General features: G+C 53.2%; 20 protein-coding genes and 1 rRNA gene. 9 read left to right on the top strand and 12 right to left on the bottom strand.

Annotated features, from left to right (window positions below):
* The first annotated feature begins 14 nt into the window (after positions 1–14).
* The 3 genes from K5Y33_RS22185 to K5Y33_RS22175 all read left to right on the top strand — a co-directional run bounded on the left by K5Y33_RS22185 (position 15) and on the right by K5Y33_RS22175 (position 4,230).
* On the top strand, positions 15–950 hold the full coding sequence (locus K5Y33_RS22185) for a zinc-binding alcohol dehydrogenase family protein (RefSeq protein WP_222235115.1): 936 nt from the start codon (positions 15–17) through the stop codon (positions 948–950).
* Between the two features lie 92 nt (positions 951–1,042).
* Positions 1,043–2,428 (top strand): NCS2 family protein, encoded by a 1,386-nt coding sequence (locus K5Y33_RS22180; RefSeq protein ID WP_008109781.1) that lies wholly within the window; start codon positions 1,043–1,045, stop codon positions 2,426–2,428.
* A 122-nt stretch (positions 2,429–2,550) separates the two neighbouring features.
* A complete protein-coding gene (locus tag K5Y33_RS22175) occupies positions 2,551–4,230 on the top strand; it encodes an AsmA family protein (protein ID WP_222235114.1) in 1,680 nt (559 codons plus the stop codon).
* Positions 4,231–4,322: 92 nt separating this feature from the next.
* On the opposite strand, the gene fabY is transcribed toward K5Y33_RS22175, so the two are convergent.
* From fabY to typA, 5 genes are all read right to left on the bottom strand, one after another.
* Entirely contained in the window at positions 4,323–5,270 is a 948-nt protein-coding gene (gene fabY, locus K5Y33_RS22170) for a fatty acid biosynthesis protein FabY (protein WP_222235113.1), read from the bottom strand.
* A gap of 59 nt (positions 5,271–5,329) precedes the next feature.
* On the bottom strand, positions 5,330–5,767 hold the full coding sequence (dtd, locus tag K5Y33_RS22165; protein ID WP_101760716.1) for a D-aminoacyl-tRNA deacylase: 438 nt from the start codon (positions 5,765–5,767) through the stop codon (positions 5,330–5,332).
* On the bottom strand, positions 5,764–6,636 hold the full coding sequence (locus tag K5Y33_RS22160; RefSeq protein ID WP_101760717.1) for a virulence factor BrkB family protein: 873 nt from the start codon (positions 6,634–6,636) through the stop codon (positions 5,764–5,766). The genes dtd and K5Y33_RS22160 overlap by 4 nt, the downstream gene beginning before the upstream one ends.
* The gene (gene yihX / locus K5Y33_RS22155; protein WP_101760718.1) at positions 6,637–7,233 is read right to left on the bottom strand and encodes a glucose-1-phosphatase; all 597 of its coding nucleotides are present in this window, start codon (positions 7,231–7,233) and stop codon (positions 6,637–6,639) included.
* Between the two features lie 184 nt (positions 7,234–7,417).
* Positions 7,418–9,238, bottom strand: coding sequence for a ribosome-dependent GTPase TypA (gene typA, locus K5Y33_RS22150; protein WP_008109794.1), 1,821 nt, complete (start codon positions 9,236–9,238; stop codon positions 7,418–7,420).
* 439 nt (positions 9,239–9,677) lie between these two features.
* Between typA and glnA the strand changes: the two genes are divergently transcribed.
* From glnA to glnG, 3 genes are all read left to right on the top strand, one after another.
* Positions 9,678–11,087 carry a glutamate--ammonia ligase gene (glnA, locus tag K5Y33_RS22145; protein ID WP_007885243.1) on the top strand — a complete coding sequence of 470 codons (1,410 nt, stop codon included), beginning with the start codon at positions 9,678–9,680 and terminating at the stop codon, positions 11,085–11,087.
* A gap of 187 nt (positions 11,088–11,274) precedes the next feature.
* The gene (gene glnL / locus K5Y33_RS22140) at positions 11,275–12,324 is read left to right on the top strand and encodes a nitrogen regulation protein NR(II) (RefSeq protein ID WP_008109798.1); all 1,050 of its coding nucleotides are present in this window, start codon (positions 11,275–11,277) and stop codon (positions 12,322–12,324) included.
* Between the two features lie 7 nt (positions 12,325–12,331).
* The gene (glnG, locus tag K5Y33_RS22135; RefSeq protein ID WP_008109800.1) at positions 12,332–13,741 is read left to right on the top strand and encodes a nitrogen regulation protein NR(I); all 1,410 of its coding nucleotides are present in this window, start codon (positions 12,332–12,334) and stop codon (positions 13,739–13,741) included.
* A 51-nt stretch (positions 13,742–13,792) separates the two neighbouring features.
* Here glnG and hemN read toward each other — a convergent pair whose 3' ends face one another.
* A complete protein-coding gene (gene hemN, locus K5Y33_RS22130; protein WP_222235112.1) occupies positions 13,793–15,166 on the bottom strand; it encodes an oxygen-independent coproporphyrinogen III oxidase in 1,374 nt (457 codons plus the stop codon).
* 236 nt (positions 15,167–15,402) lie between these two features.
* Positions 15,403–15,924 carry a Der GTPase-activating protein YihI gene (gene yihI, locus K5Y33_RS22125; RefSeq protein ID WP_222235111.1) on the bottom strand — a complete coding sequence of 174 codons (522 nt, stop codon included), beginning with the start codon at positions 15,922–15,924 and terminating at the stop codon, positions 15,403–15,405.
* Positions 15,925–16,479: 555 nt separating this feature from the next.
* Here yihI and yihA point away from each other — a divergent pair.
* Positions 16,480–17,121: a ribosome biogenesis GTP-binding protein YihA/YsxC gene (yihA, locus tag K5Y33_RS22120; protein ID WP_101760721.1), complete on the top strand. Its 642-nt coding sequence runs from the start codon at positions 16,480–16,482 to the stop codon at positions 17,119–17,121.
* Between the two features lie 395 nt (positions 17,122–17,516).
* On the opposite strand, the gene polA is transcribed toward yihA, so the two are convergent.
* The 4 genes from polA to K5Y33_RS22100 all read right to left on the bottom strand — a co-directional run bounded on the left by polA (position 17,517) and on the right by K5Y33_RS22100 (position 22,641).
* Positions 17,517–20,309: a DNA polymerase I gene (gene polA, locus K5Y33_RS22115; protein ID WP_222235110.1), complete on the bottom strand. Its 2,793-nt coding sequence runs from the start codon at positions 20,307–20,309 to the stop codon at positions 17,517–17,519.
* A gap of 367 nt (positions 20,310–20,676) precedes the next feature.
* Positions 20,677–21,306, bottom strand: a complete 630-nt coding sequence (gene dsbA, locus K5Y33_RS22110; RefSeq protein WP_101760723.1) for a thiol:disulfide interchange protein DsbA — start codon at positions 21,304–21,306, stop codon at positions 20,677–20,679.
* Between the two features lie 26 nt (positions 21,307–21,332).
* Entirely contained in the window at positions 21,333–22,319 is a 987-nt protein-coding gene (locus tag K5Y33_RS22105) for a serine/threonine protein kinase (protein WP_110868417.1), read from the bottom strand.
* Positions 22,320–22,365: 46 nt separating this feature from the next.
* Positions 22,366–22,641, bottom strand: a complete 276-nt coding sequence (locus K5Y33_RS22100; RefSeq protein ID WP_101760725.1) for a YihD family protein — start codon at positions 22,639–22,641, stop codon at positions 22,366–22,368.
* A gap of 72 nt (positions 22,642–22,713) precedes the next feature.
* Here K5Y33_RS22100 and mobA point away from each other — a divergent pair, with 72 nt between their 5' ends.
* Both mobA and mobB read left to right on the top strand, forming a co-directional pair.
* Positions 22,714–23,289, top strand: coding sequence for a molybdenum cofactor guanylyltransferase MobA (gene mobA / locus K5Y33_RS22095; RefSeq protein WP_192237006.1), 576 nt, complete (start codon positions 22,714–22,716; stop codon positions 23,287–23,289).
* Complete coding sequence (gene mobB, locus K5Y33_RS22090; protein ID WP_222235109.1) at positions 23,286–23,789, top strand: molybdopterin-guanine dinucleotide biosynthesis protein MobB; 504 nt, start codon at positions 23,286–23,288, stop codon at positions 23,787–23,789. Before mobA ends, mobB begins: the two co-directional genes overlap by 4 nt.
* Before the next feature lie 75 nt (positions 23,790–23,864).
* Here mobB and rrf read toward each other — a convergent pair.
* A 5S ribosomal RNA gene (gene rrf, locus K5Y33_RS22085) occupies positions 23,865–23,980 on the bottom strand.
* Between the last annotated feature and the right edge of the window lie 4 nt (positions 23,981–23,984).

Below are 23,984 nucleotides of genomic sequence, written 5' to 3'. Positions count from 1 at the left end.
CTGAAGGTTAAAGCATGAAAGCAGCGATAGTTTCCGCGGCAGGTGAACTGCCCGTTTACGGTGATTTTCCTGAACCGCAGGCTGATGAAAGCCATGTGGTGGTAACAGTGAAAGCCGCCGCCGTTAGCCAGCTGGCAAAAGCACGCGCCGCCGGAACACATTACAGCGCGGCCGCGCACTATCCCTTTATTACCGGCATTGATGGTACCGGCACGCTGAGTAATGGCGATCCGGTTTACTTCCTTGCCTTTGCTGCACCTTGGGGCAGCATGGCGGAGAGAACCTTAGTGCCCGCCGACAGCATCGTTTCGTTGCCGGCAAAATTGGATCCGGTGCTGGCCGCTGCGCTGGCGAATCCGGGCATGTCATCCTGGGCGGCATTAACCCGACGCGCCCAGCTGCGTGCCGGTGAAACCGTATTGATCAATGGCGCAACCGGCACGTCGGGCGGTTTAGCGGTGCGTATCGCACAGCATCTGGGTGCAGGAAAAATTATCGCCACCGGTCGTAATCGCGCCGCGCTGGATCAACTGCGCGCGCAGGGCGCCGACCTCACTTTCACGCTGGATGAATTGCCGGACACGTTACCGACGTTGATGAAAGAAGGTGTTGATGTGGTACTCGATTATCTGTGGGGCCAGAGCGCACTCGATATCATGCACGCCGCCGTAGCGGGCGGAGAGAAAACGGTACGCTTTGTGCAAATCGGTTCCTTAAGCGGACAGGAAATTACCCTGCACAGCAAACTGCTGCGCTCGTCCGGGCTGACATTAATGGGCAGCGGCCTCGGCAGCGTGTCGGATAATGAGTTGATCGCCTGCATCGGCGAAATGCTGACGGCCGCCGCCGAGAGCGATTTTTCGATCGCCTTCCAGATGCGCTCGCTGAGCGACGTCGCGCTGGCGTGGCAGGAAGATGACAGCCGTTGCCGTACGGTGTTTACGCTTTAGATCAACGGAAGTAAAAAGGGGCATTGCAAACGATTGCTTTCACAACGCAACCGTTTAAAATCGCCCCTTTGTTGTAATTGAGAACGTCCACCATGTCCGTCAACACCGCTGAAACTCGCCAGCCTGCCAGCGCTGCAAGCCCGAAAAGTGAACTGATTTACCGCCTCGAAGACCGTCCACCGTTACCGCAAACCTTGTTTGCTGCCTGTCAGCATTTGCTGGCGATGTTTGTCGCGGTGATTACGCCTGCGCTGCTGATTTGCCAGGCGCTGGGTTTACCGGCACAGGACACGCAACACATCATCAGCATGTCGCTGTTTGCCTCGGGCGTGGCATCCATTCTGCAAATCAAAACCTGGGGACCCGTGGGCTCTGGCCTGTTGTCGATTCAGGGCACCAGCTTTAACTTCGTGACGCCGCTGATCATGGGCGGCATGGCGCTGAAAAATGGTGGCGTTGATGTGCCGACCATGATGGCGGCGCTGTTTGGCACGCTGATGGTGGCGTCTTGTACCGAAATGGTGCTGTCACGCGTGTTGCACCTGGCGCGCCGCATCATTACGCCGCTGGTTTCCGGCATTGTGGTGATGATTATTGGCCTGTCGCTGATTCAGGTCGGTTTGACCTCCATCGGCGGCGGCTTTGCGGCGATGAGCGATCACACGTTTGGCGCTCCGAAAAACTTGTTGCTGGCGGCTTCGGTATTGGTGGTGATTATCCTGCTTAATCGTCAGCGTAATGCTTATCTGCGCGTGGCTTCGCTGGTGATCGCGATGGCGGTAGGTTATGCGCTGGCCTGGGCGCTGGATATGCTGCCCGCCACCAGCACGCCAGCCGATCAGCCGCTGATTGCCGTGCCATCGCCGCTCTACTACGGCCTGGGCTTTGACTGGAATCTGCTGATCCCGCTGATGTTGGTGTTTATGGTGACCTCGCTGGAAACCATCGGCGACATCACCGCGACTTCTGATGTTTCCGAGCAGCCGGTAAGTGGCCCGCTGTATATGAAGCGTCTGAAAGGCGGCGTGTTGGCCAACGGTCTTAACTCCTTTGTCTCAGCGCTGTTCAACACCTTCCCGAATTCCTGTTTTGGCCAGAACAACGGCGTGATTCAGCTTACCGGCGTTGCCAGCCGCTATGTAGGCTTTGTCGTGGCGCTGATGCTGATCGTGCTTGGCCTGTTCCCAGCCGTGAGTGGTTTTGTGCAGCATATTCCAGAACCGGTGCTGGGCGGTGCCACCATTGTGATGTTTGGTACCATCGCCGCATCTGGCGTGCGCATCGTTTCGCGTGAACCGCTGAATCGTCGTGCCATCATGATTATCGCGCTGTCGCTGGCGGTAGGTTTGGGCGTTTCTCAGCAGCCGCTGATTCTGCAATTTGCCCCGGACTGGCTGAAAACCCTGCTTTCATCTGGCATTGCGGCCGGTGGTATTACCGCCATCGTGCTGAACCTGATCTTCCCGCAAGAAAAGTAATCCTGCAGGCAGGCTTCGGCCTGCCTGATATTTATCCGCATTTACATCCAGGCTGTTGAGCTGTAACGGTAATTCAGGCATAACAACCACTCACCGGATAAATATCGGGATGGATGAGTGCGATGAAATTTTTAGGCAAGTTTTTCCTTACCTTACTGCTGCTAATTCTGCTGGCGCTGGTAGTGCTGTATGTGTTGCTACAAACACAATGGGGCGCAGGTTGGTTTAGCCGCTGGGTAAGCGATAAAACCGCCTGGCATCTCTCTCTCAGCAAGATTGAGCACGACTTCTCCTCCCCTTCGCATATCATTCTCGATGACTTCAGCTTTGGTCATGATGGTCAGCCCGCCGTGTTGGTGGCGAAACGCGTTGATCTTGGCCTTGCGCTGGTTCAGTTCAGCGATCCACTGCACTTCAACAGCATCGAAGTGCGCGACGGTGAAATCAATCTCGCCAATCAAGCGCCCGATACCACGCTGCCGATTCAGGCCAATCGCCTGCAGCTGAATAATGTGCGTATTGAGAATCCGCACAGTGCATTGCCGATGACCGCTCAGCGCGTGAATGGCGGTCTTCTGCCGTGGAAACCGCTGCCTAACGACGTGCTGGGCAGCGATGCGCAGTTTCAGATCAGCGCCGGCACCCTGACGCTGGATGGCGTACCGGGTAACAACGTGCTGCTGCAGGGCAGTATCAAGCAACGTCGTCTGGTGCTGAGCAATATCGGCGCCGATCTGGCGCGCGGTTCGATGACCGGCAACGCCGAGCGCGATGCGCAGGGCAACTGGAAGATTGACCAACTGCGCCTCAACGATATCCGCCTGCAAACCCATCAAAGCCTGAGCGACTTCCTCAATCCGCTGCGCGCTGTGCCTTCTGTTAGCATCAACCGTCTGGATATGACCGATGCGCGCCTGCAAGGACCTGACTGGGCGGTGACCGATCTCGATTTAACCCTGAAAAATGTCACCCTGCGCGGCGATGATTGGGAAAGCGATGGCGGTTCTCTCTCCATGAATGCCGGGAATTTTATTAACGGTGGCTTTGAGCTCAACGATCCTATCGTCAATGCCGAATTCTCGGCGCAGGGCATCGCGCTGACGCAGTTCAGTTCGCGCTGGGTGAATGGCGTGGTGCGCGCCAGCGGCAACTGGACGCGCAGCGACAAACGTCTGACGCTGGATGAACTGGCGATCGCCGGGCTGGAATATACTTTGCCGCAAAACTGGCGTGAACGCTGGCAGCAAACCTTACCGGACTGGCTGGATAGCGTGCTAATAACCCGCGCTACTGCCAACCGTAACCTGATTATTGATATCAATCCGGCGTTCCCGTTCCAGATGACGTCACTGGATGGCAACGCGAATAATCTGCTACTGGCGCGTCAACATCAGTGGGGAATCTGGTCCGGTAAAGCCAGCTTCAACGCGGCCGAAGCCACCTTCAATCGTACCGATCTGCGTCATCCGTCCATTGCGCTGAATGCCAACGATCAACAGATTCAGGTAACGGAATTGAGCGCCTTTAACGGCAGCGGTTTACTGGAAGGATCAGCAACGGTTGGGCAGGACGCGCAACGTCCGTTGACGCTGAATCTGAAAGGCCAGGCTGTGCCGGCAAACGTGCTGGGCAATTGGGGTTGGCCAACGCTGCAGTTGAGCGGTAACAGTAATTTACAGCTGCAGCTGAAAGGTTCGCTGAACGCCAGCGCGCCGCTGCGCCCCAGCGTGGATGGCACCTTGTCGGTAACCACCGATGCCCAAGCTGTACAGCAAACGATGCGGGGCGGGCAAGTGCAATAATTCTGTAGCGGCGCGATTCATTGCGCTCTTTTGACTTTAAAAAGCGATGCGCAATAAATTGCGCCGCTACAGTATGTAAAAAAATTGCAGGACTAATCGATACGGGCGCCGGAGCCGCCCTCTTCCAGTGCTCCGTCAGAATCGGCGGGCAGCACGATATACACACCTTCGAATACCGCGCCCAGCTCATCATCCCCAAACAGCTCCACTTCCATCTGCACGCGCGCTTTGCGGCCACGCGCCAGACGATCAAGATCGCCGCTGAGCGAGCCGAGATCGGCAATCGCGCCCGGACGGCCGCTGATCGGTTTGCTGTAGCGAATATGCGCATCCGCCAGAATAATGGTGCCACCGAGATGGCGCTCGCGCAGCAGCAGCCAAATTAAACCCCAACCGGTGAGCGTGGCGAGCGAGAACAAGCTGCCCGCAAAAAGGGTGTGATGGGGATTCTGGTTGCCCGCTTCGGGCATGGTGGTAACGAATTTCTGCCCGGTATATTGCAGAATGCGCACGCCCATTTTTTCACTCAGCGGAATGTGGTCGTACCAGGCTTGTTGCAGCTGTCCGCACCAGTCGGCGCGATGCAGAATATCGTCGAGCGTCACAACCGGTTTTATCATCAGGAAGTGGCGCACTGGCGTAGTTTGCGGCGCGGTGATTTCGCCTTGGTTGACGTAGCCGAGCTTGGCAAAAAATTCGACGGCGTCTTCACGCGCGCTACAAGTGACGCGTTTTGCCCCTTCCTGACGCGCGACCGATTCCAGCGTCATTGCCACCAGCGTGCCAAGACCTTTGCCCTGCACAGAAGGATGCACGGCGAGGAAGCGAATCGCGGCTTCGTTCTCGGCATTGATGTACAGACGGCCGATTGCCACCGGTTTGCCTTGCTCATCCACCACCATTTGATGATGCGCCAGCGCATCCCAGGCATCACGCTCAGAACCCTGCGGCTGACGCAGCGGCTTTCGTAACATTTCCCAGCGGAACTGGTAATACATATCCAGCTCTTCCGCCGTTTGCGGTACGCGAAGATGATACATAAAGTGATTCTCTCGTTCGAAGCTTGCGTGGCTAAGTCCTTGCCGCTCGGCTGAAACCCTCACACCTGTAACCAGAAGGTCACCGGACCATCGTTTACCAATGAAACCTGCATATTGGCGGCGAAGCGCCCGTTTGCGGTGGCCACGCCCTGTGCTCGGCAGCAATCGCTAAAGTATTCATAGAGGCGCTCGGCTTCCGCCGGTTCTGCGCCGCCAGAGAAAGAGGGACGCATACCTTTATTGGTATCTGCGGCGAGGGTGAATTGCGACACCACCAGCACGCTGCCACCTGCCTGCTGCACATTGAGATTCATTTTGTCGTTCTCATCCGCAAAGATGCGGTAGCCCAGCACGCGCTCGGTTAATCGCTGCGCTTTTTGTTCATCGTCGCCCTTTTCCACACCCAATAACACCAGCAAGCCGGCGCCAATTTCGCCCACTGTCGCGTCGTCAACGCTGACACTGGCGCGGCTGACGCGCTGAATCAAAGCAATCATGTTTCCTCACGTTCTTTTTCGCGTTCCTGCTGTTTTAGCTGGCGATAGTCATCCAGCGTGACGGTGATTTCCGCGCCTAACAACACAATACACCACGACCAGTAAACCCAAAGGAACAGAATGGGGATGACCGCCAGAACGCCGTAAATTAACTGATACGAAGGGAACATCGTAACATAGAGCGCAAAGCCTTTTTTACCCAGCTCGAACAGCAACCCGGCAACGATGGCGCCGATCAGTGCATCACGCGTCGGCACGCGCCGCGTCGGCACAATGCTATACAGCAGCCAGAAAGCGAGGATCGAGAGGCACAGCGGGAATATGCGCAGCAGATGATCGATCAAGCTGGTGACGCCCGTGACGTTCACCCAGCGCAGCGACAGCAGATAGGAGCTGAGCGCTAAACTTGCGCCGGCCAGCAGCGGGCCCAGCGTTAAGATCATCCAGTAAACAGCAAAGGAGTAGACCATTGGACGCGGTTTATCGCTGCGCCAGATGGCGTTCAATGCGCTGTCCACCGAATGCATCAGCAGCAGCGCGGTGACGATCAACCCCACAATGCCGACCGCCGTCATCTTATTGACGTTGGCGACAAACTGGTCAAGATAACGCTGAATCACGTCGCCCGTTGCCGGAATGAAGTTGGTAAAGATGAAGTTCTTCAACTGCACGCTGATGTCCGAGAACATCGGAAAAGCAGCAAACAGAGCGAACACCACGGCAATCAGCGGCACCAATGCCAGCAATGAGACGTAGGCGAGATTACCCGCCTGCGTCGTCATGTTGTCATCGTCAACGCGTCGCCACAGCAGTTTTACCCACAAATAAAAGGCATGCGCCGAGTGGCGCAGATGTCGATGGTTCAGCACTCAGAGACGACCCGCAAACCAGTCCGGCACAGTTTTCTCATCAACCACCAGCACGCTCTCAATGCCGAGTGCGCGCGCAGCGTCGATATTGGCCTGATTATCATCGAAAAATACCGCCTGATCGGCCTGATAACCTTCGTGCTGCAGCACATAGTTGTAGATGCGCGCTTCCGGCTTACGCATGCCGATATCCTGCGACATATAAAGATGATCGGCCGCCTGTTGAACATCGGGATATTGGGTTGGCCAGAACTCGAAGTGCAGCTGATTGGTATTGGACAGGATCACCACGCGCTCGCCGTTGGCACGCAGCTTGTTCATGATCGCCAGCGTTTCCGGACGCACGCCGACAAAGACCGCCTGCCAGCCAGCGGTGAATTGCGGATAGCTCAACGCGATATCCAGCTGGTCGCAAATGCGCGCAGCGAATTCTGGATCGCTGATTTCGCCACGTTCGTGTTTCTCAAAAGCCTCATCCATGCGGAAACGACTTTGTAGCGTGGATAACGGCACGCGCCCTAAGTCGCTCCAGACGCCGAGCACACGATTGAAATCGATATCAACAATCACATTGCCTAAATCAAAGATGTACAGCATGACGCCTCTCCTTTTCGTTCCCTGGATCATTCACTTTAGCGGCAAAAGTGGGAGCTGAACAGGGACGAGGGGCGGGAAATCAGTAATCTGGAAGCGGAGGCAAACTTCATTAAGCGAGCGTTGCAGCGGGTTGCAGACATAAAAAAGCCCCGCGGGTGCGGGGCTCAATATCAGACTGTTTCGCTTACTCTTTGCTGCCGCGAGAAGAACGTTTACGATCGTTCTCGGTCAGATGACGTTTACGAATACGGACTGACAGCGGAGTCACTTCTACCAGTTCGTCATCATCGATGAACTCGATAGCCTGTTCCAGCGTCATTTTCTGCGGTGGAACCAGAGTGGTGGCTTCGTCAGTACCTGACGCGCGCATGTTGGTCAGTTTCTTACCGGTCAGACAGTTTACTGTCAGATCGTTAGAACGGCTGTGAATACCGATGATCTGGCCTTCATACACTTCCGCACCGTGACCGAGGAACAGCTTGCCGCGGTCCTGCAGACCGAACAGGGCGAACGCGACCGCTTTACCCTGACCGTTCGAGATCAGCACGCCGTTCTGACGCTGGCCCACTTCGCCCGGACGAACATCGTCGTAGTGGCTGAAGGTGGAGTACAGCAGACCGGTACCTGAAGTCATGGTCATGAATTCGTTACGGAAGCCGATCAGACCACGGCTTGGGATCATGTAGTCGAGACGTACACGGCCTTTACCATCTGGATCCATGTTTTTCAGATCGCCTTTACGCTCACCCATCGCTTGCATCACAGAACCCTGATGGGTTTCTTCGATGTCGAGGGTCACGTTTTCGAATGGCTCCTGCTTACGGCCTTCGTGCTCGCGGAAGATAACTTTCGGACGGGATACCGCCAGCTCGAAACCTTCACGACGCATGTTTTCGATCAGAACCGACAAGTGCAGCTCACCACGACCGGAAACGCGGAACGCATCCGAATCTTCGGTTTCTTCAACGCGCAATGCCACGTTGTGTACCAGCTCTTTGTTCAAACGCTCCAGGATCTGGCGCGAGGTCACGAACTTACCTTCTTTACCGCAGAACGGTGAGGTGTTCACGTTGAAGAACATGGTAACGGTTGGCTCATCCACGCTCAGGGCTGGCAGCGCTTCCACATTCTGCGTGTCGCAGATGGTGTCAGAGATGTTCAGCTCGCCCAGACCGGTGATCGCGATGATGTCGCCCGCTTCTGCCAGGGTACTTTCGATACGTTCCAGACCCAAGTGGCCCAGCACTTTACCGACTTTACCGTTACGGGTTTTGCCTTCGCTATCAATGATAGTGACCTGCTGGTTCGGCTTCACGGTACCGCGCTTGATGCGGCCGATGCCGATCACGCCCAGATAGTTGTTGTAGTCCAGCTGCGAGATCTGCATCTGCAGTGGCGCTTCAACTTCAACCTGAGGTGGAGAAACGTGGTCAACGATCGCCTGATACAGCGGGGTCATGTCGTCAGCCATGTCGGTGTGTTCCAGACCCGCGATACCGTTCAGCGCCGAAGCGAAGATGATCGGGAAGTCCAGTTGCTCGTCAGTCGCATCCAGGTTAACGAACAGGTCAAATACCTGATCAACAACCCAATCAGGACGCGCGCCCGGACGGTCAACTTTGTTGATAACCACAATCGGCTTCAAACCATGAGCAAATGCTTTCTTGGTTACGAAGCGGGTTTGCGGCATAGGGCCATCCATCGCATCTACAACCAGCAGCACCGAATCCACCATGGACATGACGCGCTCCACTTCACCACCGAAGTCGGCGTGTCCTGGGGTATCAACGATGTTGATACGGTAGTCATTCCATTTGATGGCGGTGTTTTTTGCGAGGATGGTAATCCCACGCTCTTTCTCCAAATCGTTGGAGTCCATTACGCGCTCAGTCGCTTCGGTACGAGCATCAAAAGTACCGGACTGTTGGAGCAGCTTGTCAACCAGGGTGGTCTTACCATGGTCAACGTGCGCGATGATGGCGATGTTACGCAAATTTTCGATCACAGCTTTGCCTCAGGCATTATAGAAATAACGCGGTATTGTACACGGATTAAGCGGAATACTGAACATGATCACAGATTTCGCCGAAAGTTTCTTATAGCGCTGGTTTTTAGCACCGTTTACGGTGCATTAATCTGCACTGCGATAGTAATTTGCACCAAATTGGTGCTTAACTTCACCTGTGGCGCACCATAACGATGCATGCAATCCATCCTGGTGCAGCCTTCGACTCACGAAAGGGCGCATTGTAGCGCCATTTTCGCCATTGTCATAAAGTTGGCACAGAATTCGCTTTATATATTTTAAGCGAAAACGACAGTTATAAAACGGTTGAAAGAGCTTGCCGAGATCTTTGGTTAGGAGTGGTCAGCAGTCGTGACACATTCCCGGCAACGAAGTTCTCTCACCATGACGATAATGACCATTTCCAGGAGAGTTGAGTATGTCCGCTGAACACGTTCTCTCGATGATGAACGAGCATGAAGTTAAGTTTGTTGACCTGCGTTTTACCGATACCAAAGGTAAAGAACAGCACGTTACTATCCCTGCTCACCAGGTTAACGCTGACTTCTTCGAAGAAGGCAAAATGTTCGATGGCTCCTCCATCGGTGGCTGGAAAGGCATTAACGAATCAGACATGGTGCTGATGCCGGATGCAACCACTGCAGTCATGGATCCGTTCTTCGAAGACTCGACCCTGATCATCCGTTGCGACATCCTTGAACCAGGCACACTGCAGGGCTACGACCGTGATCCACGCTCCATTGCTAAGCGTGCAGAAGAGTTCCTGCGTTCTTCAGGCATCGCGGATACCGTGCTGTTTGGACCAGAGCCAGAGTTCTTCCTGTTCGATGACATCCGTTTCGGTTCTTCTACTTCAGGTTCACACGTGGCTATCGACGATATCGAAGCAGCCTGGAACACCGGTAAAGAGTACGAAGGCGGTAACAAAGGTCACCGTCCAGGTCTGAAAGGCGGTTACTTCCCAGTGCCACCGGTTGACTCAGCACAGGACATCCGTTCTGCCATGTGTCTGACCATGGAGCAGATGGGTCTGGTGGTTGAAGCACATCACCACGAAGTAGCCACAGCTGGTCAGAACGAAGTGGCAACCCGTTTCAACACCATGACCAAAAAAGCTGACGAAATTCAGATCTACAAATACGTGGTGCACAACGTTGCTCACGCGTACGGCAAAACGGCAACCTTTATGCCTAAGCCAATGTTCGGCGATAACGGTTCTGGTATGCACTGCCACATGTCTCTGTCAAAAGGCGGCGTGAACCTGTTCTCTGGCGACAAGTACGGCGGCCTGTCTGAAACTGCTCTGTTCTATATTGGCGGTATCATCAAGCACGCTAAAGCGATCAACGCCCTGGCGAACCCAACCACCAACTCCTACAAGCGTCTGGTCCCAGGCTACGAAGCGCCAGTTATGCTGGCTTACTCTGCCCGTAACCGTTCTGCTTCTATCCGTATCCCAGTGGTTGCCAGCCCGAAAGCACGTCGTATCGAAGCACGCTTCCCGGATCCAGCGGCTAACCCATACCTGGCATTCACCGCGCTGCTGATGGCCGGTCTTGATGGTGTTATCAACAAGATCCACCCTGGCGATGCGATGGACAAAAACCTGTATGACCTGCCACCGGAAGAAGAAGCTGAGATTCCAAAAGTTGCAGGTTCTCTGGAAGAAGCGCTGAACGCACTGAACGAAGACCGCGAGTTCCTGACCCGTGGCGGCGTGTTCACTGATGACGCTATCGATGCGTACATCGAACTGCGTAAGCCAGAAGTTGACCGCGTGCGTATGACTCCGCACCCAGTTGAGTTCGAACTGTACTACAGCGTTTAATTTAAAAATTTCAGCTCCCTGTTCACGCACTCTTTTTGCTGCGTGAACAGCCTGAAAGATTTTTAATTGCCGTGGAAACTTTAGCCCATCTCCGGATGGGCTTTTTTCTCCGCGCATTCATGGTTCGAAGCACAGATTTCCGTCCTGAAAGGCTATAATGCACCAAATTAGTGCAGAGGAACGCTGTATGGCAACTGGCACGCTGCCCGACGCGGGGCAGATTCTCAACTCCCTGATCAACAGTATTTTGCTGGTCGATAACGATTTAGTTATCCATTACGCCAATCCGGCGGCTCAGCAATTACTGGCGCAAAGCTCACGTAAATTGTTCGGCACGCCATTACCGGAATTAACCGGCTATTTTTCGCTGAATATTGAGGTGATGAGCGAGAGTCTCGGAGCTGGCCAGGGCTTTACCGATAGCGAAGTCACTCTGGTGGTTGATGGCCGCGCGCACATTATGTCGCTCACGGCACAGCGCTTACCGGATGGCTTTATTCTGCTGGAAATGGCGCCGATGGATAATCAACGTCGTCTTAGCCAGGAACAAATTCAGCATGCTCAGCAGGTCGCTGCCCGCGATTTAGTGCGCGGTCTGGCGCATGAGATTAAAAACCCGCTGGGAGGATTACGTGGCGCCGCGCAGCTACTGACTCGCGCGTTACCCGATCCTTCCCTGCATGAATATACGCGCATCATCATTGAGCAAGCCGACCGCCTGCGTAATCTGGTTGATCGTCTGCTTGGCCCGCAACAGCCGGGCTTGCACGTAACGCAAAGTATTCATCAGGTTGCCGAACGCGTGGTGAATCTGGTGTCGATGGAGCTGCCGGATAACGTTTCGCTGGTGCGCGATTACGACCCAAGCCTGCCGGAACTGCCGCACGATCCCGACCAGATTGAACAAGTGCTGTTGAATGTGGTGCGAAACGCGCTGCAGGCATTGGGCGATGAAGGCGGCACCATTGTGATTCGTACGCGTACCGCCTTCCAGCTCACGCTGCACGGCACGCGTTACCGCTTAGTCGCGCGTATTGATATTGAAGATGACGGCCCAGGCATTCCGGCCCAGCTACAAGATACCCTGTTCTATCCGATGGTTAGCGGACGCGAAGGCGGCACCGGTTTAGGTCTGTCCATCGCCCGTAGCCTGATCGATCAGCATTCAGGAAAAATAGAATTTAACAGTTGGCCAGGTCACACCGAATTCTCGGTTTACCTGCCTATTCGCCAGTGAGGTTTCTATGCAACGAGGGATAGTCTGGATCGTCGATGACGATAGCTCCATCCGCTGGGTGCTTGAAAGGGCACTCACTGGAGCCGGTTTGAGCTGTGCAACCTTTGACAGCGCTAACGAGGTATTGGACGCGCTCGCAAGCAAAACCCCAGACGTATTATTGTCAGACATTCGTATGCCTGGCATGGATGGACTTGCGCTGCTGAAACAGATTAAGCAGCGCCATCCGATGCTACCGGTGATCATTATGACCGCACACTCCGATCTGGATGCGGCCGTCAGCGCTTATCAGCAAGGTGCGTTTGATTACCTGCCAAAGCCGTTTGATATTGATGAAGCGGTCGCGCTGGTTGAACGTGCGATTAGCCATTATCAGGAGCAGCAGCAGCCGCGTAATCAGCCCGTCAGCGGCCCAACCACCGACATTATCGGCGAAGCGCCGGCAATGCAGGATGTGTTCCGCATCATTGGTCGTCTTTCACGCTCCTCAATTAGCGTGCTGATCAACGGTGAATCCGGTACCGGTAAAGAGTTGGTGGCACATGCGCTGCATCGCCACAGTCCACGTGCGAAATCTCCTTTTATCGCGCTGAACATGGCGGCGATTCCCAAAGATTTGATTGAATCAGAGCTATTTGGTCACGAGAAAGGCGCGTTCACCGGTGCCAACCAGATTCGTCAGGGACGTTTTGAGCAGGCCGATGGCGGTACGCTGTTCCTCGATGAAATTGGTGATATGCCGCTTGATGTGCAGACCCGCTTATTACGCGTATTGGCCGATGGCCAGTTTTATCGCGTTGGCGGCTATGCGCCGGTAAAAGTGGATGTGCGTATCATCGCGGCAACCCACCAGAATCTTGAGCTGCGCGTGCAGGAAGGCAAATTTCGTGAAGACTTGTTCCATCGTCTTAACGTGATCCGCGTTCATCTGCCGCCGCTGCGTGAACGACGTGAAGATATTCCGCGCCTGGCGCGTTACTTCCTGCAGGTTGCTGCACGTGAGTTAGGGGTGGAAGCGAAGATTCTGCATCCCGAAACCGAAACCGCGCTGACGCGTCTGCATTGGTCCGGTAACGTGCGCCAGTTGGAAAACACCTGTCGCTGGTTGACGGTGATGGCAGCTGGCCAGGAAGTGTTGATTCAGGATCTGCCGCCTGAACTGTTTGAATCCAGCACGCCAGACAATCCGGTGCAATCGTTGCCGGACAGCTGGGCTACGCTGCTGGCGCAGTGGGCAGATCGCGCCTTGCGTTCCGGTCATCAAAACCTGTTGTCGGAAGCACAGCCGGAGATGGAGCGCACGCTGCTCACCACCGCGCTGCGTCATACACAAGGGCACAAACAGGAAGCGGCGCGCTTGCTCGGCTGGGGACGAAATACCCTGACGCGTAAGTTGAAAGAGCTGGGGATGGAATAACGCGCACGTTTTGCGTTTTGAAACCGGGGAGCGAATAGGCTCCCCGTTTTTTTATATCACTCGCGAGAATTGCTGCATGCGCACTTTTTGGCGCATATACACATCGAAGCACATACAGATGTTACGTATCAGCAACCGACCGATGCCGGTAACGTGCAGGCTACGACCGCGCTGCTCGACCAATCCATCCGCCACCAGCGGCGCTAACAGCGCTAAATCCTCGGCAAAATAGTGTTCAAACTCAACCGGGTATTGCGCCTCGACCGCGGCAAAATCCAGTGCGAAATTACAGATTAAGGCTTTAATCACATCGCGGCGCAAACAATCATCGTTACTCAACGTAAGCCCGCGCCACAGCGCATTGCCGCGCTGCTCGACATCTGCGTAATAGGCTTTCAACTCTTTGTGATTTTGCGCATAGCTGTCGCCCAGCATGCTGATGGCCGACACGCCCAAACCGAGCAAATCGGTTTCGCCCTGTGTGGTGTAACCCTGAAAATTACGATGCAGTTCGCCAGCGCGTTGTGCCACCGCCAGCTCATCATCCGGACGCGCGAAGTGATCCATACCGATAAACTGATAGCCTTCGCCGGTTAAGGTGGCGATGGTTTCCTGCAGGATCTGCAGTTTCTGTGCTGCACCCGGCAGCTCCTCATCTTTAATTTTGCGCTGCGCAGCGAACAGTGAAGGCATGTGCGCATAATTGAAGACGCTGAGGCGATCGGGATTGAGTGCAATAACGCGCTGTAAGGTAAAGGCGAAGCTTTCCGGCGTTTGCAGCGGTAAGCCATAAATCAGATCAAGGCTGACCGAACGGAAGCCTTGCTCACGCGCACGCTGCACCAGAGCGAAAATGGTTTCTTCATCCTGCACGCGATTCACGCGCTCCTGCACCGCTTTATTAAAGTCCTGCACGCCCATGCTCAGGCGATTAAAACCTTCCGCGCGCAGATGATCGATCATCTCCAGTTCGATTTCACGTGGATCAACCTCGATCGACATTTCGACGTCATCGGCAATCGTAAAATGCTCGCGTAGCAGCGCCACCAGCCGGCTCACCTGCTGCTGGTTGAGGAATGTCGGCGTGCCACCACCCCAGTGCAATTGAGTGACGCAGCGGCCCGCAAAGAAGGGCGCACGTTGACGGATTTCCTGCTCCAGCACATCAAGGTAGCGATCGGCTTTATGCAGCTGGCGCGTCACGATTTTATTGCAGCCACAAAAATAACAAAGCCGATGGCAAAACGGGATGTGCACATACAGCGATAACGGACGATCGGGATAGCGCTGCACGGCTTGCTGAAAATCTGCCTCACCAAATTTCTCACTGAATTCGAGCGCGGTGGGATAAGAGGTATAACGTGGGCCAGCGTAATTGTATTTTTCGATGAGGCGCTGATCCCAATCAATCTGCTGCGATGACATGCTCACTCCTTACGGTGACGTCGTCTGAGAGAGGGTCGCGTAGCTGAAGAGTGGACGAAGCGATGGGCTGAACGCCGACGTAAACGCGACTTAAGACGCGACAGGCGGCGTAGTTTAAACAATAACCAGAGCAGATAACATGTCAGCAGCAGCGCGAAAATTGATCCAGGCCAAAACATAGGTGAATACCTGTTTAGCGCGGCATGCGCGAAAACGCATGCCGATCAAAATTTGCCTTAATTACCTTTTAGCAGGCGCATCATATCTTCTTCAGCCTGCTCATCTTCCGCTTCGTCATCCAGCACGATGCCCAGCGTTTCCATCAGCTCATCGATGCGGTCTAAGGTTTGATCCAGCCAGGCCTGATCTTCGCCACTCAAGGTTTCACCGTTTTCCAGGCGATCCAGCAGCGTATCCAGACGTTCGTCATTTTCCAGCTTCGCCAGCTCTTCTTGCGGCGTCAGGCGAACTTTTTCTGCTTTTGGCTTTGATTTCGCTTCAGGCTTTTTCGCCGGCTGGGTTTTACCATCAGCAACTAATGCGATCGGCTTTTTGCTGCCCAGGCGTGGATCCTGAGCTTTTTTACCCTGACCTTTGCCAGCGGCTTGCGTTTCAGGATTGGCGCGGCTGCCAGATTTATGGCCGCTATGTTTTTTATCGCGTTTGCGATCGCGCGCTTCCTGATTAAGGTCTTCACGCGATTTGCGTTTGGCTTTCGCAGCAGGTTTGCCACGCGGGGCTGATGCAGGTTGCTTCATGGTGTCCGGTCTCGGCGGTGCTTTGTGAGTTCAGTATAGAATTGCGGCGAAATCTAGCAGAAAGTAAGCAAAGAAAAAAGGCGATAGCCTATGCTATCGCCTTTTATCGCACCTTCATATGAAGGAAACACTGAATAAATCCTTTACGGCTCACAACGTCCCGGTTGCTCCATCGCCACATCGCTCCTGCGATTAATCCCTGTCCTTGTTCGATTCCTGCCTGAATCGCTTCCCGCCATGCTCTTGGTCATCCCCGACACTCCTGAGCTCATCATCCTGATGGGTGCTGCCGTGCACTGACAACAAATGTAGACTAATAGGTAAAATGAACAAGTGAGACTTGTCTCTATTTTAGAGTGGCATTTCCTAAATTCATTTCAAATCATTGAAATATAACATCTAAATTGATTGTTAATATTCAATGAAGCGGTAATCGCTGGCAGTAAAAATCATAGATCTCTTACAAAATGGCGCATTTGGACGCTATCGGGCACTTTTGCGCCATTACAGGTATAATCAGCCCAATTGCCCGATTCATTTTGCTGGAGTTTCACTTTGTCTGCTTTGAACTATCACATGACCCATTTCATGCTCAGCGCCCCCGATATTCGCCACTTACCGGCGGATGTGGGTATTGAAGTTGCTTTTGCCGGGCGCTCGAATGCAGGCAAATCCAGCGCGCTGAACACCATCACTAACCAAAAAGGTCTGGCCCGTACCAGTAAAACGCCAGGTCGTACTCAGCTGATTAACCTGTTTGAAGTGGTTGAAGGTAAATGTCTGGTCGATTTACCCGGTTATGGCTATGCCCAGGTTCCGGAAGAGATGAAGCGCAAATGGCAGCGCTCGCTGGCGGAATATTTGCAAAAACGTCAGGCGCTGAAGGGTCTGGTGGTATTGATGGATATTCGCCATCCGCTGAAAGACCTCGATCAGAACATGATTGAATGGGCCGTGCAGAGCCAGATTCCCGTGCTGGTCTTACTGACCAAAGCCGACAAACTGGCATCCGGCGCACGTAAAGCACAGCTGACGATGGTGCGCGAAGCGTCGCTGGCCTTTAACGGTGATGTGCAGGTGGAAATGTTCTCGTCGCTGAAGAAGATGGGCGTTGATATTGTGCGTAAGAAGCTGGACAGCTGGTTTAGCGAACTGGAGCCAGCGCAAGAAGGCGACGGCGAAGAAACAGCAGAGTGATTTTGTTGCGGCTTTTGAGAAAAAGCCCAATAAAAAACGCCCCAGTCATAAATGACTGGGGCGGCTAAATATTCAGCCAAATCCGATTACGTGAAGTAAAAGGTCTGAAAGATAGAACATCTTACCTCTGTACCCTACGCGACAAACTCTACCTGATTTTCAGCGCCCTACAAAGGGTTTTTTGTTGTTAAGTTTCAGGATTCGACATCTTTTTTACTAAGCTCATCACACTTTCACGCGTTCGATGTAGTTTAATTACTAAAAAAATGCTTAGACGATAGGCAGTTACAAAACGCGCATTTAATAGACCGCTTTGTGAGGTTGCTGAACCGATTAAGTAAACTTTTTTCTTATGATGATGCCAGCGGCACGCAAATACCGCTGAATCAGCATGATCAGTGTGCCTCATCCCAGTTATCGCCGGTGCCTACTTCCACCTGCAGCGGCACATCCAGCTTCATGCTGTTCTCCATCAGATCACGGATGGTCTTAATGGCGCTATCCACTGCATCGCTGCGGATCTCAAACACCAGTTCATCGTGTACCTGCATAATCATGCGCACGGCATCGTCTTTTTGCTCCAACAGCCAGCCATCCACCGCAATCATCGCGCGTTTGATGATGTCTGCTGCCGTGCCTTGCATTGGGGCATTAATCGCCGCTCGCTCCGCCGCTTTACGACGAATCGCATTGCTGGAGGTGATATCAGGCAGCCACAAACGACGACCATCGAGCGTTTCTACATAGCCTTTCTCTGCTGCCTTCGCGCGCGTCTCTTCCATATAACGCAGCACGCCCGGATAGCGTTCAAAGTAGAGATCCATGTATTTCTTCGCCTCACCCGCACCGATATTGAGCTGGCGGGAAAGACCAAACGCGCTCATTCCGTAGATCAGACCAAAGTTGATCGCCTTGGCACTGCGACGCTGCTCACCTGAAACTTTGCTTAACGCCACACCAAACACTTCTGATGCGGTGGCACGGTGGATATCTTCGCCCTGGGCAAACGCATCCAGCAGGCCTTTGTCTTGCGACAGATGCGCCATGATACGCAGTTCAATCTGTGAGTAGTCCGCGGCGACAATACGATTGCCCGATCCGGCGACAAACGCCTGGCGGATTCGGCGCCCTTCTTCGTTGCGCACCGGGATATTCTGCAGGTTAGGATCGGTAGACGAGAGTCGTCCCGTCGCCGTTACCGCCTGATGATAGGATGTATGTACGCGGCCGGTAAGCGGATTGATCATCAGTGGCAGCTTATCGGTGTAAGTCGATTTCAACTTTGATAAACCACGATGTTCCAGAATTACTTTAGGCAGTGGATAATCGAGAGCCAGTTCAGCCAGCACTTCTTCGCTGGTCGACGGCGCGCCGCCCGGCGTTTTCTTGGTCGGTTTAATACCCTGCTTTTCAAACAAAATGGTTTGCAGCTGTTTAGGTGAAGAGAGGTTAAACGGTTCGCCTGCCAGCTCGTGCGCTTTCAGCTCCAGCTCGGCCACACGCGTGGTCAGCTCCTGCGAGTGTTTGGCCAGGATATTCTGGTCAATCAGCACGCCGTTGCGCTCAATCCGCGATATCACCTTCAACAACGGCATTTCGATCTCTTCAAATACCTGTTTCGGCCCCGCTTCCGGCTCCAGTTTCTCCCACATTTTCAGATGCAATTGCAGCGTGACATCGGCATCTTCCGCCGCGTAGTGGCCCGCTTGTTCGATAGCAATCTGATTAAATGTGAGCTGATTTTTGCCTTTACCCGCGATCTCTTCGAAAGTCACCGTTTTATGGTTTAGCCAGCGCGCGGCCAGACTGTCCATATCGTGTTTTCCGCCCACGCTATTCAGGCAATAAGATTCCAGCATGGTGTCAAATTTGATGCCGTTCAGTTCAATGTCGTAATTCTTCAGCACGCCGCGATCGTATTTGAGATTCTGCCCAACCTTCGCCGCGTTGCCATCTTCCAGCAGCGGTTTTAGCTGCTTCAGCACTTCGCTGCGATCCAGCTGATCTGGCGCATCCAGATAATCATGGGCAACCGGCAGATAAGCTGCTTCGCCCGGCGCGACGGCAAAACCAATGCCGACAATATTGGCGCTTAAGGTATCCAGCGAGTCGGTCTCAAGATCGAAAGCGAAGAGCTCGGCGCTTTTCAGCTTTTTGAGCCATGCGGCAAATGTCGCTTCATCGAGGATAGTGACGTAGCCATCCGCAGAGAGCACGCTGGTCGCTTGGGCAGCGGGCGCAGCAGGTTCGCTGAGCTGCGGTTTCTTAGCCTGCGCGTTGCTCTTCTTACCTTGTTGCAGCCATGAACCATCCTGCAAATCGGTGATCCAGCGCTTAAATTCATAACGGCTAAACAAGGTTTGCAGCGCTTCGACATTAGGTTCATTGACGACAAGCTGATCGCAGGTCAGATCCAACTCAACGTCGGTTTTGATGGTTGCCAGCTGATAAGACAGGAACGCGACGTCGCGATTTTGCTCCAGCTTCGCCGCCATGGTTTTCGCACCGCGGAACGAGAGATCGGCCACTTTATCGAGATTGTCATAGATTGACTGCATACCGCCCAAGCCTTGCAGCAACGCCTGCGCGGTTTTCTCACCGACTCCCGGCACGCCTGGAATGTTATCGGAGCTGTCGCCCATCATGGCGAGGAAATCGATAATCAGTGCTGGCGGCACGCCATATTTCTGCTCGACCTCTTCCGGACCGAGCACGGTATTCGTCATGGTGTTGATCAAGGTAATCGCAGGCGTCACTAACTGCGCCATATCTTTATCGCCGGTGCTGATCAACACCGGACGGCCGAGTTTTTCCGCCTCTAGCGCCAGCGTACCGATAACGTCATCCGCCTCAACGCCAGATACCGCCAACAGCGGCAGGCCCATCGCCTTCACCATTTCATGCAGCGGCTCAATCTGCGCACGCAGATCGTCTGGCATCGGCGGACGGTGCGATTTGTAGTGTTCAAAAAGCTCATCGCGGAAGGTTTTGCCTTTCGCATCGAAGACCACAGCCACATGGCTTGGCTGATACTGCATCAACAGGCTTTTCAACATGTTGAGCACACCATACATGGCGCCAGTTGGCTCGCCTGCACTGTTCGTTAGCGGCGGAAAGGCATGATATGCACGGTACAGATAAGATGAGCCGTCGACCAGAATCAGGGGATTTTCTGCAATTTGCGCCATAGGTTCGTATTTTCTTCGTTGCGATAATGAGGGCTATAAGGATGCCACAACCAGAGGAGAATGTTGAATGCACTCGGGGAAGTCAGGATCTTTTTCGTCGTTACGCGGCACGGATCGCAAGGATCAAACTGTGGATAAGTTTGTGCGTAAAAATCATAACGTATTGTTATTTACGTTAATTGCAATTACTTTAATATTAAAAATTCATTTATATCAGCAAGTTAAATACTTATTGTGATCTTGCTCGCCCTAATGAAAAGACGATCGTCCATGTGGATATTAAGCGAAGGGTTAGTAAATACATCGCATAAATAAGAGAATAAAGGCAATAAAAAACGCCGGCAGTGCCGGCGTTCTAAAAACTAAATTACTTCTTTTCTACCAGGAACTTCACTACATTGGCGTAATCAGCAACGAAGTTGTCCATTGAGCTGGTATCCAGGCCGCCGTTGTTAACCATATATTTGCCGTTAACGAAGATCGCTGGCACACCTTGCAGATTGACGTCTGCTGCTGCTTTCTGCTGCTGCGCAACCAGCGCTTTTACTGCGAAGCTATTCCACGCTGCATCGTAATCTTCTGAAGAGATACCCGCCGCTTTAATAAAAGTCTCTTTCAGGCTTGCTGCATCGGTAACGGTTTGGGTTTTCTGAATACCGTCGAAAATCGGTGCAGTAACTTTGCTTTCTACGCCTAGCGCCATGGCAACAGCCCATGCCTGAGTGACAACCGGACCGAATTGACCACCAAGGAAATCAACGTGGTATTTGGTCACTTTCGTGTCCGCCGGCAGGTTCTTTTTCACTGCCTCGCTCACGTGATAAACGCGTTCGAACTGGTAGCAATGTGGGCAGAAGAAGGAGAAGAACTCCAGAACCTGCGGCTCACCCGCCACTGGCTTTGGCAAAGTAACGAACTGCTTACCATCGTTGAACTGTGCCGCCGAGGCGCCAAATGCCAGCATTAAACCTACCAGCGCAAACATGATCTTTTTCATCGTGAAACAATCTCCTGAGTACTTCATTAATATTGCGGGCTAAGCTGCAACGGCGGTTCGTGTAACAGCCTTTCCTGCTCGATAAATAATGCAATCTGCCGGCGCCAAAAATCCTCATCTGTCATCCAGGGGAAGGCGCGCGGAAAAGCGGGATCCTGCCAGCGGCGTACTACCCAGGCCAAATAATAAACCATGCGCATAGCGCGTAAAGGTTCAATCAGTGACAATTCATGTAAATCAAAATCACCGAATTCATTATAGGCTTCCAGCAGAATGTCCCATTGAATCAACTGTTCCTGACGATCGCCATTAACCAGCATCCACAAATCCTGCACTGCTGGCCCGTTACGGGCATCATCTAGATCGACAAACATCGGGCCTTCACGCCACAGAATATTGCCGGGATGGCAATCGCCGTGCAACCTTAACGGCTGCCAATGGCTATGCCAGCGCTGCTGCAGCGTCGCGCTGAGCTTATCAACGGCAGCAAGCAGTAAGTCTTTGACTGAAGCCGGTACTAATGCGCTTTGTTCCAGCTCCCGACGCGGTTGAAAAATATACTCTTCAAGGCCGAAAGTGGGTCGCTGCTGAAACAGACTTAGCTTTGCGGTTTGATGGATGCGCCCCAAAAAGCGGCCAACCCATTCCATCTGATCCTCGTTATCGGTTTCATACTGCCGTCCGCCTAAACTGGGGAAGACCGCGTACATGAAGCCAGCATGATGATTCAACGTGCTGCCCTGCAGAACGAGCGGCGCGGCAACCGGCACTTCATCCTCTAATAAATCCTGAGTGAACTGATGCTCTTCAAGGATCTGTTGTGCGCTCCAGCGCTGCGGACGATAAAACTTAGCCACATAGCGGCGTTTATCATCGTCGCTGAACTGATAGACGCGGTTTTCATAGCTATTGAGGGCGGTTAAGCCTGATTCGACACGCAGACCCGCATCCCAAAGTGCATCAAGGATGACATCGGGATTCAACGTCTGGAAATTAAAGGCGGCTTCGCTCATCTTTTTGCCTGTGTGTTACCTTTGCGATTAATGCGCAAGGATAACATTACTCATCATCCTTAATCACACCGCGTGCACGTAATAGCGCGGTTTTGAAGTCCACTTCATAATCCTTTTTCAGGCCGGGAATGGCACTCTGGCTATCTGTGTCACGCATTTTGAGATGGTAAATCAATACATCATCGGTTAATTCACTTAATGGGCCACTGAAACCAGATTCCTGCGCCAGTTTTTGCAAAAATGCCAGCAAGTTGAGATCGGCATCCTTCTGCCATGCGGGTTGCAGAAGCTCGAGCAGTTCATTGAGTCGGTGATATTTCATCATTGATTCCTTTATGCAGATGGTACGCTGCCGCTCAGTAAGTATCGTCCAGAATGAAGCAAGGAGACGGAGATGACAGCATTTACCGGCGTGATCCTCGCGGGTGGCCAAGGCAGTCGTATGGGAGGCCAGGATAAAGGGTTATTGATGTTACAGGGTGAACCCCTTTATCAGCACGTTTTGCGGCGATTCCGGCCGCAGGTCAATATTGTGTTGATAAGCGCTAACCGTAACATTGATCGCTATCAGGCAAGCGGTTGTCAGGTGGTTATCGATACATTGCCCGATTATCCCGGACCGCTGGCCGGCATGCTCAGTGGTTTACGCAGCAGTAAAAACGAATGGGTCGCTTTCTGCGCTTGTGATACGCCATGGATCCCCAATGACTTTGTCGCGCGTCTGTGGCAACAGCGTAATGATGCGCCCGCTGTGTGGGTGAAATCCTCCCAGCGTGATCATCCAGCTTTAGCGCTGGTCAATTGTGCATTGGCTGACGATCTTGAAACCTGGCTACTGCGCGGCGAGCGACGTTTAATGCAGTTCTTACATGAGCATGGCGGGCATGCTATTGCGTTTTCAGACCCAGAATCTGCGTTCCGCAATATCAATACGCCAGACGATCTCATGAATGAGGAAAAGTATTTATGAGTGTGCGCTTACTGGCGATTTCCGCATGGAGCGGGACAGGAAAAACCACTTTGCTTGAGCAAGTCATTCCACTTCTCAAAACTCAGGGGATTCGATCAGGCTTAATTAAGCACACACATCATCAGATGGATATCGATACGCCGGGGAAAGACAGTTATTTGCTGCGTAAAGCTGGGGCGGATCAGGTGATCGTCGCCAGTAATCAGCGCTGGGCATTGATGGTTGAATCACCTAATAAGCCTTTAAGCCTAATGCAATTAGCATCACAGATGGATAGCTCAACGTTGGATTTGGTGCTGGTCGAGGGCTTCAAAGATGAGCAGGTCCCTAAAATTGCACTTTGGCGGCGTGCCGTTAAAGGTGAGATTAAGGATTTGCTGGATCAGTATGTGATTGCCGTCGCTACTGATGAGGATATGAAACTGAATTTGCCCATGTTGGATATTAATCAGCCAAAGCAGGTTGCCGATTTTATTGTTCAGTGGCTTAAAAAGCGTTGAAATAGCCAGTTTTTGGCTAACATTCAGACGTAAAAAAGCCCCGGACTTTCGTCCGGGGCTTCTTCACTATTTGATGCCTGGCAGTTCCCTACTCTCGCATGGGGAGGCCCCACACTACCATCGGCGCTACGGCGTTTCACTTCTGAGTTCGGCATGGGGTCAGGTGGGACCACCGCGCTAAAGCCGCCAGGCAAA

Source organism: Pantoea sp. DY-17 (assembly GCF_019795975.1).
Classification (GTDB): domain Bacteria; phylum Pseudomonadota; class Gammaproteobacteria; order Enterobacterales; family Enterobacteriaceae; genus Pantoea; species Pantoea leporis.
Note: the sequence above shows the minus strand (reverse complement) of the source record. Positions and strands in the feature narration are given on the sequence as shown.